This window comes from Microcystis sp. LEGE 00066, assembly GCF_015207925.1.
Lineage (GTDB): Bacteria > Cyanobacteriota > Cyanobacteriia > Cyanobacteriales > Microcystaceae > Microcystis > Microcystis ichthyoblabe_A.
On the sequence record NZ_JADEVX010000013.1, the window covers coordinates 36,502 to 48,561 of the forward strand.

The 12,060-nt window shown below is 39.3% G+C and carries 7 protein-coding genes, 1 pseudogene and 2 CRISPR repeat arrays; of the genes and pseudogenes, 4 read left to right on the plus strand and 4 right to left on the minus strand.

Annotated elements, in window-relative coordinates:
* Positions 1–189: 189 nt before the first annotated feature.
* Together IQ224_RS03525 and IQ224_RS03530 are read right to left on the minus strand one after the other, a co-directional pair.
* A complete protein-coding gene (locus IQ224_RS03525) occupies positions 190–4,449 on the minus strand; it encodes an SDR family NAD(P)-dependent oxidoreductase (protein ID WP_194032563.1) in 4,260 nt (1,419 codons plus the stop codon).
* 316 nt (positions 4,450–4,765) lie between these two features.
* A pseudogene (locus tag IQ224_RS03530) lies at positions 4,766–4,957 on the minus strand (IS30 family transposase); the annotation flags it as partial.
* A gap of 628 nt (positions 4,958–5,585) precedes the next feature.
* Between IQ224_RS03530 and ppk1 the strand changes: the two are divergent.
* Together ppk1 and IQ224_RS03540 are read left to right on the plus strand one after the other, a co-directional pair.
* Positions 5,586–7,754 carry a polyphosphate kinase 1 gene (ppk1, locus tag IQ224_RS03535; RefSeq protein ID WP_002741163.1) on the plus strand — a complete coding sequence of 723 codons (2,169 nt, stop codon included), beginning with the start codon at positions 5,586–5,588 and terminating at the stop codon, positions 7,752–7,754.
* Between the two features lie 237 nt (positions 7,755–7,991).
* Positions 7,992–8,746: direct repeats of the CRISPR family, unit length 35 nt; unit sequence CTTGCTTCCAATTCGTGAAGCGTATGAATGGAAAC.
* 61 nt (positions 8,747–8,807) lie between these two features.
* Positions 8,808–8,987 (plus strand): hypothetical protein, encoded by a 180-nt coding sequence (locus tag IQ224_RS03540; protein ID WP_002741157.1) that lies wholly within the window; start codon positions 8,808–8,810, stop codon positions 8,985–8,987.
* A 505-nt stretch (positions 8,988–9,492) separates the two neighbouring features.
* Here the strand turns inward: IQ224_RS03540 and IQ224_RS03545 are convergent.
* Entirely contained in the window at positions 9,493–9,711 is a 219-nt protein-coding gene (locus tag IQ224_RS03545) for a type II toxin-antitoxin system HicB family antitoxin (RefSeq protein WP_002741155.1), read from the minus strand.
* Between the two features lie 234 nt (positions 9,712–9,945).
* On the opposite strand from IQ224_RS03545, the gene IQ224_RS03550 reads away from it, so the two are divergent.
* Positions 9,946–10,161, plus strand: coding sequence for a hypothetical protein (locus tag IQ224_RS03550; protein ID WP_002741152.1), 216 nt, complete (start codon positions 9,946–9,948; stop codon positions 10,159–10,161).
* Positions 10,161–10,418, plus strand: coding sequence for a type II toxin-antitoxin system RelE/ParE family toxin (locus IQ224_RS03555; RefSeq protein WP_002741151.1), 258 nt, complete (start codon positions 10,161–10,163; stop codon positions 10,416–10,418). Before IQ224_RS03550 ends, IQ224_RS03555 begins: the two co-directional genes overlap by 1 nt.
* A 452-nt stretch (positions 10,419–10,870) precedes the next feature.
* A CRISPR array of direct repeats spans positions 10,871–11,557; the repeat unit is 35 nt; unit sequence CTTGCTTCCAATTCGTGAAGCGTATGAATGGAAAC.
* A 112-nt stretch (positions 11,558–11,669) separates the two neighbouring features.
* Here the strand turns inward: IQ224_RS03555 and IQ224_RS03560 are convergent.
* A complete protein-coding gene (locus IQ224_RS03560) occupies positions 11,670–11,924 on the minus strand; it encodes a hypothetical protein (protein ID WP_071591772.1) in 255 nt (84 codons plus the stop codon).
* Positions 11,925–12,060 lie beyond the last annotated feature (136 nt).

Sequence of the window (12,060 nt, forward strand, 5' to 3'; positions counted from 1 at the left end):
TATCAATGGTAGGGAGTAGGTGGTTATTTTTAAAGTCAGTTGCTATGGGAGCAACCGCTTACATACTCCACAAAAAGACTGTTTGGCTACTTATAGCACATTCTGGATGATAAATTTTAGTGATGGATACAATTTTTTACATTTTTTCCAAAATGGCTCTGAAAAGCTTAAATTTTAGTTAAGCTATTTTCATAATTCTCCTTCTTCATAATTTTCTGAGGCTGTTGTCATAACTTTACCACTTTTGGATAGACTGTGACTATTTTTGGCTACATTAAGCACCTCAATCGTTTGAGTTAAACTGGCAACGGTTGGGTATTCTAATAAACTGTGCAACGACAATTCTACCGAGAAAACATCGCGTAAACGAGAAATAACTTGACTCGCCAGTAAAGAATGTCCTCCTAGTTCAAAGAAATTGTCATGAATTCCAATTTGAGATAAATTTAACACCTTTTGCCAAATCTTAGCAACTTGACGTTCAGCTTCCGTTCTGGGTGCTACCAATTCGTTATTTTCTTTACCTTGCAGTTCCTTGAGTAATTGCCGCTTATCAATATCTCCATTATCCTTGATAGGGAGATATTGTCGCAGAACCAGGGGACATTGATAGGACGTTCCCAATCGATCTTTTAGACTAACATGATTAGGTAGATTGACCGATTGAACTGTAGATTTACGAGTGTAATAAGCCGTTAACTTTTGGCATCCTTCAGACCTAGATGTGAAACGATTAATCTTGCCATTACTCCCATCTAAACCGATCATTAATTGTCTTTGGTTGTGATATAAACTCGTTAGAAATGAGTCTAAACCTTGCCGCACCGTCATATCATAATACCCTTGAGATCGGGTTATGTATTGCATCTGATAACCCTGGCTAATCCCAGTTTCTTGCCAAGTTGTCCAACTATAACAATAACTGGGGAACAAATTCTTAGATTTTTGATAGCTGTTCAAAGACTCAAGGAAACCATTAGCCGCCGCATAGGAACCCAAAGCCGCTCCTCCAAAAAAACTAGCCAAGGAAGAAAAACTAATAAAAATTCCCTGAGATTCTTTGAGAAGTTGATGTAAAACCCAAGTTCCTATTACTTTAGGACGAAGAATTGTCGATAAACCCTCTTGATTTTCGTCCAGAAGTAAACAATCTTTGTAAATTCCAGCCAGATGAATCACCCCATTAAGTTCTCCTTGCCATTGTTTTTTCACCTGTTCTACAGTCTGTTTAACTTGAGGGAAATTAGCCACATCTACCGCTTGATAAATTACTTCTCCCCCAAGATTTTCTAAAGCTTGGAGATTTTTGATTTTTAAGGACAATTGATCTTCGGTTTTGAGGTACTCACTCCAAAGGTGTTTTTCTGGTAAAGGTGTTTTTCCAATTAACAGTAAACGAGCTTGATAATTTTTGAGCAAATACTGAGCGATTTGTATGCCAATCCCTCCTAGTCCTCCGGTAATCAGATAAATTCCCCCTGATTTAAAGGGTAATTCCTGTTGGGGGTGTTGAAGTAAATTGACTTTTTCCAAACCTGCGATTAAACGTTTCCCGTTGCGATAGGCAATTTCTCTTTCCTTGGATAAAACGGATAGTTCTTGCAGCAGATAACTGACATTAATTTCGGTTTGATCCAGGGGTAAATCCAGATGACGAGTATTTAACCAAGGAAGTTCTTGAGCTAGGGTTTTGATCAGTCCTAAAACTGGAGATTTTTCATAGGCAATTTCATCGGTTTCTATGACAAATTGACTATAACTGGAAACAAATAGGAATTCAATTTTTAAATTCAGATCATGAATTTTAGCTAAGCCTTGAACTAGGAATAATAAATCATAAATTCCTCGCTCTTGTGCTTTTTCTAACTGTTCAATTGTTGAAATTTCTCCCTGATAGTCTTGATAAGTCCCCAGATGAATAATATTGCCAAGGATAATTTTTCGCTCGGATAAAGATGCCATTAACTGTTGATAATGATTGGCTGTCCCGGGTCTGAGGGTATAGCAATTTTGACTGATTTGAGAAAATTCTTCCGCTGCTAAAACCGTGATACAGGGTAAGTTTTGGCCTTGGATTTTTTCTGCTAAAGATGCTCCTAAACCCAAGGAATCGAGAAAAATTAAACTACAATACTTGGAAAGTTCGGGTTTTAAGTTAACTGGAGATCGAGGTTTCCAAACTTTCTGGTAAAACCAATCAGGAAGGGTTTGAGCATTTTCTAACAAAAGATCTATTTCTTTTAAAATAGAATTAAATTCTCCATTGCCGAACCGTTTTGTTAATTGTGATCGCTGAATTTTACCAATGGAAGTTTTAGGAATTTCAGTTTTATTTAAGGGGATTAAATATTCAGGATTAACCCCAAAACTGTTAATTACTTTTCGTCTAATCTTTTTCAGAAGTTCCGCTAGATGCTGGTGGTCAAAGGTTTCTGCACTAAAAAATAAAGCTAATTGATCGGTACTATTACTAGAATCATAAACAGCACAAGCGGCGGTGTAGGACACTTCTACTTCTTCAATGGTTTCAACCACAGTTTCAATTTCATGGCTATAATAATTGACTCCATTAATAATAATGGTTTCTTTACTTCTTCCAGTAATAACTAAATGACCGTTACTAATAAATGCTAAATCTCCTGTCTTAAACCAGCCATCTTTTAAGAAAGCGTCTTGATTCGCTTCTGGGTTTTTATAATACCCTGGTGACACTGCATCTCCTTTAACTTGTAAATGACCAATGGTTTCTTCTGGTAATAGGGAATTATCAGCATTAACAATTCTAATTGATATCCCCGGAATGGGTAATCCTAAATCCGTAAAGGTTGCACCATTGGGATGTTCAGGATGGACTCGTTTTAAGGAAGAATTCAAGGAGGATTTATCAACCGTATGAAAGAGTAATGGCTGTTGATCCGTCGGCTGATAATAGGTAATCCCTGAACCCATTTCTGCCATCCCAAAAGCAGGACGCATCGCCGTTTTTTTCAGATTATATTGAAGATGAAGGGTGTTAATAAATTCTCCAACGGCTTGACCAGAAACGGCTTCACCCGCCGCCAAAAAGAATTTGACACAATCTAAATTCCAATTTTGATCGGGTTCTTTTTTTAAAGCTTCATTGATCAAATTATAGGCAAAATTAGGAGCCCAACTATGGCTAATTCGATATTGATCAATTAAATCTAACCAATTCAAAGGACGACCTAATATATATTCAGTTTGAACATAAACCATTTGGCATCCTAACTCGACACAGCGAATATTCCAGTCGGAAATACTTCCAATATGATCAAAAGGAAGCCAATTAAGAATAATATCGTCGTTTTGATGTTCACAAATGATGTTTGTTCCTCGCGCACGAGAGATGACATTTTTATGGGTTAATGAGATACATTTCGGTATTCCTGTACTGCCTGATGTGAGATTAAAGAACGCGATATCATCCGGTTGACTAATATGAGTCTGATGGGGAGAATAAGTTTTTAATTCTTCAATGAAACTCAAGCTTAAGGTTTGATTAGGCAGCCATTGTTCTAAATGTTTTATCTCTTGCTGACGGGATTGATTTGTGATAATAATAGGTTCATCTAACAACTGCCAAACTTGAGAAATTTTATGAATTTCATTATTAAAATCTTTATAGCTGGGTGGTACTGAAATAATAACAGGAATAAATCCCCCTAAAAGACACCCCCAAAATGCAGAAATGATATCATAGTTTTCCGATAGCTGAAGAATTACTTTATCTTGAGCGTGTAAACCCTGCTTTTGTAATCCAGCTTGTATTTGTTGAGCGTCTTCCCATAATTGTTGATAAGACTGAAAAACTTCTGATCCATTAGATTGAATATAAATAATCCCTTTATTTGAATAATTTTCAGCAGCTTTTTGGAGTATCTCTGCCAAGGTTTTCGGTTGAAGTTCAGATTCTTCTAAAAGCTGTCCGTGACTGATTCCCCCTTGAGTGTTAGAAGTGTGAATCCCCAGATGAATCGGGGTTTCAGATTTTTGATGATCATTTCTTTTCTCTAGTTTTAAGGGCAATAATTCCGATAGATGTAGGGGTAAAATTTTGTTCTTTTTAGAAGTCATGACGACAGCAACTTGATCGATATCTGACAAAGATCGCAGTTTTTCTTCTGTTTCCTGAACTTGATGATCATCGATAATTTCAATATTCTTTAATGCAGTTTCATCGACATCACCGCTATCGGTTAAGGGTAAACTGGAAATTTGCACATAGATATTAGGTAGAAGATTTTCCAGTAACTGAGACTGTAAATCGGAGGACAATTGTTCAGAATTCCAAGCTCCAGAGGAAACGATATAGGCGACTAATTCATCCTCTCGTACCATAAAATAGCAATCTTCAATCAAAGGATTTGATAAAAAGACTTCTGCTAATTTCTGACAATTTAATTTTGGATTTTTGTGTTCCGTCCTCATGCCTAAAATCCTCGGTTCTGCGTACATCTTGTGAAAGCTTCTTCAATAAGGACTTTTAGGCGTAGCCAATTTGACATCTATAATACGCCAATTCAAGTCTGAATTGCATCACTGTCTGAGCTATCAGAGCATACCTCATTCGGGCTAGGATAGTCAAGATATTTTCGAGGACGATTGTTAAGTTTTTCGTAATTTAAATTGCCTGTTGAGATGAGGTACTTATGCAAGAGGCAAGACTCCCCCCAACTTTCCCACTTCCAGGGGGTGGGGGAGATTCGGCTAATCCAAGAATAAGGGATTTAGATCCGTCTGAGCTTAGTCCATTAGTCGGCTCGTTTAATCCCCTCTCCCAAGAATGATCAGGAGTAGCAAAATAAAAATCTACTCCTAGTTTCTCACTCAACTCTTGATGTCCAATAAATTCTTTGACCTTGTCACAAGGGTCGATTTTTCTTTTGTCAGAGGGAATCTCTTGGAAAAGTTTTTCTGCCACTAGATTGCTTTTACTTTAGCTTAGTTTTGATAGATCATTTGATAAGTAATAGGACAAAATTAACTTCTTGGAACACAATATCTAAAGCTCTGCCTTAAAATAGCATTAGTATTCAGGTAGAACCTAAAGAGAGCGTTCCCCGGTTCTACTTGGGAACGAGATATTACTCGGACTCTATTGGAGGACTTGGGGACGATTTACTTGAATATAGTAAAATGTAGAATTAGAGAGGGAAGTTATCGTTTTGCTAAGATAACTCGACCGACTTCTCTGCAACAGAAAGCGTTATATTTATTAGGGGTTTCCTTAATTTATAGCCAGTAACGAGCGGCACAAATTCTCTTAATCCCTGTCACAGCACAGGTTATGGCCTTTTGTCAACGGGGAAGTCTAGATATTTAACAAATCTAATTGCACTGAAAGATTAATTTAACCTTGATCGGTCGGGACTGATTTCTTAACCTTTTAATAAATTAATTTTTCCTCCAGTCAGGCTAAAATCAGTAGGACTAGCATCCAAGATAATCGGGGTAACTTTGGTTAATCTGGGGCAATGTAGCCTAAAAAACGCCAAAAATAGTCAAATTTAGACTTGAGTGGCTTCTTACTAACTGTTTAATCTATTATTTAGGTATTAGACTCTATGGCTAAAGCTTCTACCGTAACTTCTGAAATCGATCTTAAAGATTCGCAATATTACTTTAACCGAGAATTAAGCTGGTTAGAATTTAATCGTCGCGTGCTTTATGAGGCACTTGATCCTCGGACTCCCCTACTGGAAAGATTAAAATTTACCGCCATTTTTTGTGCCAATCTCGACGAATTTTTTATGGTACGGGTGGCAGTGCTTAAACAACAGGTAGAGGCAAATGTAGCCGTTTTAAGTACCGATGGCCGGACTGCCTCGGAACAGCTAATCGAGATCAGTAAACGTCTGCGTCCCCTTGTACAACAGCAGGATCGTCTTTTTGAACACACCCTAAAAAACCTCTTAGTGGAACAGGGAATTCATCTGATTAACTATGTAGATTTACATCAAGAACAGCGCAATTATCTCCATGATTACTTTGAACAAAATATTTTCCCCGTTTTAACTCCTCTAGCGGTGGATCCTAGTCATCCTTTTCCCTATATTTCTAATCTTAGTCTCAATTTAGCCGTAGTCGTTCGCGATCCCGACACCGATAAAGAACTATTTGCCAGGGTGAAAGTGCCGCAGGTTTTCCCCCGTTTTCTGGCATTATCCAAAGAATTACGCCACCAAGACGGAAAAGCTTCGATTTGGACGGGAGTACCCCTTGAACAGGTGGTAATGCACAATTTAGAGGCACTTTTCCCCGGCATGATCATTCAAGAATGTTATCCTTTTCGGGTGACACGCAACGCCGATATCTCCGTCGAAGAAGATGAGGCCGATGATTTATTATTAGCGATCGAGGAAGAAGTACGCAAGCGCCGCATCGGTAAATCGGCAGTACGTCTGGAAATTCACAGTTCTACCCCTAGCAATATTAAAGACCGGATCATGCGCGATCTGGGACTTGAGGAGATCGATGTTTACGATGTGGATGGACTGCTGGGACACAAAGATTTATTTTATTTTCTGTCCTTACCCTGTCCCGAACTGAAGGATCCCCCTTGGAGTCCCGTCACCCCACCGGTTTTACAGAGATTGCGAGAAATAGTTGACGGTAACGAAGACGGTATCCTAGAACAGGATGGCGAAGATATTTTTACTTTAATTCGCAATAACGATATTCTCGTTCATCACCCTTACCATTCCTTTAGTGCCTCGGTACAACAGTTTATCGCCCAGGCGGCCTATGATGCCCATGTTTTAGCGATTAAAATGACTTTGTATCGTACTTCTGGAGATTCCCCGATTGTCAATTCCCTGATTGCAGCCGCGGAAAATGGGAAACAGGTAGCAGCGTTAGTGGAACTAAAAGCTCGCTTTGATGAGGAAAATAACATTAGTTGGGCGAAAAAGCTCGAACAAGCCGGAGTTCACGTTGTTTATGGCTTAGTTGGTCTCAAAACCCACACAAAAGTGGTTCTCGTGGTCAGAAAAGAAGGGGATAAAATCCGTCGTTATTTCCATATTGGCACGGGCAATTATAACCCAAAAACTGCCAAATTATACACTGATTTGGGTTTATTTAGCTGTCGTGAGGATTTAGGAGCAGATATCACCGATTTATTTAACTTTCTGACTGGATACTCCCGTCAGCAATCCTACCGCAAACTTTTAATTGCTCCGGTGAGTTTGCGAAAACGGATGTTAGCAATGATCGATCGCGAGGCCAAAAACTGTAAAAATGGCGGTACGGGTCGCATTGTGGCGAAAATGAACTCTCTTGTGGATAAACCGATTATAGAAGCCTTATACGCTGCTTCTCGTGCCGGTGTGCAGATTGACTTAATTATTCGCGGCATCTGTTGTTTACGGCCCGGATTGCCAGAAATAAGCGAAAATATCCGAGTAATTAGCATTATCGGCCGCTTTTTGGAACATTCCCGCATTTTTTACTTTTACAATGGTGGTCAGGACGAGGTTTATATTGGTAGCGCCGATTGGATGACGCGGAACCTGAGTCGTCGCGTGGAAGCAGTGACACCCATCGATGAACCAGCGATCGCCAAGGAACTGGAAGAAATTCTCGGCATCATGTTGTCAGATAACCGACAAGCATGGGAATTACAATCCGATGGCAGTTATATTCAGCGTCGTGCTGACAATGAGGGACAGGAAAGCAGTACCCATGTAATTTTAATGGACAAAGCCCTTAAATCTGCGGGTATTAGTCCATAGGAACAGTGATCAGTTATTAGTTATTAGTTATCGGTTATCAACATTTTTCGCGGGTTAGACACAATGGCTGAAAATCTAGAGTTTTCGTTGAGGTGCGTCGATGCCTTGTCCAGTAAGGCTTTGAGCCTGATGACCGAGGTGACTATTGACAATTATTATTAATAATGTCTATGCTTTTCAATATCCCACGAAAAATCGTTGTACAATCCTTGTACAGCCTAGTTTTGCAAAGCTAGTCTTGCTTCCAATTCGTGAAGCGTATGAATGGAAACCCTAATATCTTCCGCAATGGCAAGCACTTCTGGGTTACTTGCTTCCAATTCGTGAAGCGTATGAATGGAAACCCTCCTTGCCATGGAAAGGAACTAGTGGTGGGGGGACTTGCTTCCAATTCGTGAAGCGTATGAATGGAAACGGCAAGCATCCATGCTACCATCATTAGCAAGCACCGCCTTGCTTCCAATTCGTGAAGCGTATGAATAGAAACAGTCTCTACCTCTGTAACAACAACGGGTACCTCGGCCTGCTTGCTTCCAATTCGTGAAGCGTATGAATGGAAACTCTTTTTCGGTAGAGGCCTCTGAGGAAACCCTCAAACTTGCTTCCAATTCGTGAAGCGTATGAATGGAAACACTCTATCCTTGGGGATAAGAGCACTTGTTTCCCCCAACTTGCTTCCAATTCGTGAAGCGTATGAATGGAAACCCAAATTGTTCTCCTGTGGGAGACAAAATCCACCAACTTGCTTCCAATTCGTGAAGCGTATGAATGGAAACGTTTCATCCGTCATCCACCATACAATCGGATCGATGCCTTGCTTCCAATTCGTGAAGCGTATGAATGGAAACTTTTTCAACATTGTTTTAAGGGACCTAGGGTTAACCTTGCTTCCAATTCGTGAAGCGTATGAATGGAAAAGATGTGTAGGGTTAATTCATGAATTGACCCTACAATTTTTTTAATTCCAATTAGTTAAGTGCCTGAATGGAAACAGAATGCCAGGGATCAATCCCATCTCATCGGTTAAGAAAAATCCGAGATTTCAGCGAGATTATGCGTCAGTGGGGACAACAATTTCAGAGGAACTTTAACCAGACTGAACTCGGCAGAATAATTTATGCGGGAGGAGATGATTTTTTAGGCATCGTTTATAATAGCCAATTTCCTGATCCACAACTCGACTCGATCGATCTCGATCGAGTTCTCCACTGGCTACAAACTCCTCATAAGTAGAGTTTGCTGAATAAATGTGAAATGTAGGCAAGGTCAGGGTTTTGTGGCTTTTCTCGTGAAACAGGTGCAAGATTTTGAGAGAATCGTGCTTCAAAACCTTGCGTCTTCATCGGCCCGCGTCCTGTAGGGGCGAAGCATTCGGGCAGTAACCTATCGGTGAAACCGTAGATTTTCTATCCGAATGCTTCGCCCGTACTTTTTCAGCAAACCCTAAGCAGCGATCGCACTTTCAAAAGACCAAATAATCACATTTAAAGGATTTTGCTTTAAATCTTTTCATAGGAAGCAATAAAATCATCTCGTGAGATACCCGCTTGAGTGCAAATAATCCTTAGTGTAGAGCTTTTAATTTGCTTGTGATTGGGTAGCGTTAAAAGTGTTGTTGTTCCATCTGGATTTTTTCTAATCATAGAAATATGCTCTTTTTATCTAACAATTGAAAAACCAAATTTTTCAAGAACTTTAATCACTTTGGCTTTAGGGGCATCAGCCGGAAATTTTGCCATTAGACTATTGCTTCTACAACAAAGGCTTCTAATAAAGATGAGTCAGCTTCGAGAACTGATTCCCCAAAGGTTTCAACATGAAAAGCGATCGCCGATTGCACATCAATAAGAGCATCTTCATGGGTATCACCCTCACCGACTACTACGCCTTGAATTCCCAATGGATAGGCGATATAGCCATCAGAATGTTTTTCCACAATGATTTTAATGGATTTCATAAATTCTTGACACTTTACAGGAATTTCCTGATCCTATCTCATTTCTATAGGACTTTGATAAGAAAACGATCGCCTCTCCTCCTCATCAAAATCTCCAAAAAAGTTGACTCTCCAAAAGTGATCGCTATTCCTCATCATCAAAAAGCGATCGCATCCTCCAATTGTATCCCCACAAAACGTGATCGCTATTCTTAAACGATGCTATAGTCAGAATAGTGAGTTCTAATTACAAGAATGCAAGTTAAAGACCTAAGTGTTGAAGATTTTAAGTTTTTGATTCAAGAAACTGTTACGGAAACAGTTCAATCTCTACTAAATGATCCTGATGTTGATAAACAACTTAAAACCGAAGTCTCTCAATCTCTAGCTGACTCTTTACAGCGAACTCGAAATGGAGAACGGGGAATTTCTGCGGAAGAAGTAGCTCAAAGATTAGGATTAGATTGGTAATGCGTCGCCATATAGAATTTACCGATAAAGCTTTTGAAGGTTTAGAGTCGCTTACGGCAGTTGTTCGGGAGCGTGTCTTTAAAAAAGTTCGTTGGATAAATGAAAATTTTGATGATATTAGACATCAAAGTTTAAGTTCTAATTTAAGCGGTTTGTTTAAACTTAGAATTGGCGATTACAGGGTGATATATTCTTTTGATGATGACTTTATTACGATTCATCAAGTTGGTCATCGTCGAGATATTTATTCTGATTAGTTTTAGTTTAATTACTTCCATTCCAAAAAATTGCTCCTTCTAAAAGCGATCGCACTCCTCCTCATCAAAATCTCCAAAAAAGTTGCTTCTTCCAAAAGTGATCGCTATTCCTCATCATCAAAAAGCGATGTCGTCCTGACAATGAGGGACAGGAAAGCAGTACCCATGTAATTTTAATGGACAAAGCCCTTAAATCTGCGGGTATTAGTCCATAGGAACAGTGATCAGTTATTAGTTATCAGTTATCGGTTATCAACATTTTTCGCGGGTTAGACACAATGGCTGAAAATCTAGAGTTTTCGTTGAGGTGCGTCGATGCCTTGTCCAGTAAGGCTTTGAGCCTGATGACCGAGGTGACTATTGACAATTATTATTAATAATGTCTATGCTTTTCAATATCCCACGAAAAATCGTTGTACAATCCTTGTACAGCCTAGCTTTGCAAAGCTAGTCTTGCTTCCAATTCGTGAAGCGTATGAATGGAAACGCGACCACTAGTCCGCTCACGATACCGAACGAATAAACTTGCTTCCAATTCGTGAAGCGTATGAATGGAAACTTGACTTTATTCTGTTTAGGAAGGGTCAATTTTCCTTGCTCTTGCTTCCAATTCGTGAAGCGTATGAATGGAAACCCCAATAAGAGAACAAACCCCATTATAAAAATTGGGGTTCTTGCTTCCAATTCGTGAAGCGTATGAATGGAAACGAGAAGTTAGATACTTTTGCACTACCCCACACATGAACTTGCTTCCAATTCGTGAAGCGTATGAATGGAAACGGTTTTAAACTCCTTCTCCAGAAGAATTGCGGAGAACTTGCTTCCAATTCGTGAAGCGTATGAATGGAAACGTGGTATCCTGGCTAGCCACCGTAGTGATTTTCGCCAGCTTGCTTCCAATTCGTGAAGCGTATGAATGGAAACATAAAGCTACATCGTCGCTGTTAGCCGCAACATACCTTGCTTCCAATTCGTGAAGCGTATGAATGGAAACAAATACCTCCTAGCTGGAATGCGACTAGCGCACCCACTTGCTTCCAATTCGTGAAGCGTATGAATGGAAACGATGTGTAGGGTTAATTCATGAATTAACCCTACAATTTTTTTAATTCCAATTAATTAAGCGTCTGAATAGAAACGATGCTTAATTAAGAAAAATCAATGAAAACAAAGATTGTTTAAAAAAAATTATTTAAAATTAACACAATAATTAGAAATTTAGTGATAGATATAAAAGTACAAAAGAGCCAATTAATCTAACAATCCTATTTTTTTAGCCAGAGATAAGTCTTTTCTAGGTCTTTTCAAGGCTGTTGAATATACCTCTTCAACAATCGAGTTTTCTATAGCTTTATGTCCAAATATATAGCCATCACCCTGACTGACGGACACAAGTGGGTCAAAACCTGACAAGACAAGGGTTGCCAAAAAGAAAAATATCTGGGTAGATAGGGAAAAAGCAAGAATCCCTACAAGATGAAAACCGAGAACAGAATCTTCTCCCAAGTTTATTCCTATCTAGAACAAGGAAGCCGATTTGTGGATAAAAGACATTTAACCGTCCTCAGTTGGATGGTGACAGCCCTACTCAGTAGTCAAAGTCTCAATCAAGCCAGATGGGAACCCTTTGTACAAAGCAGAG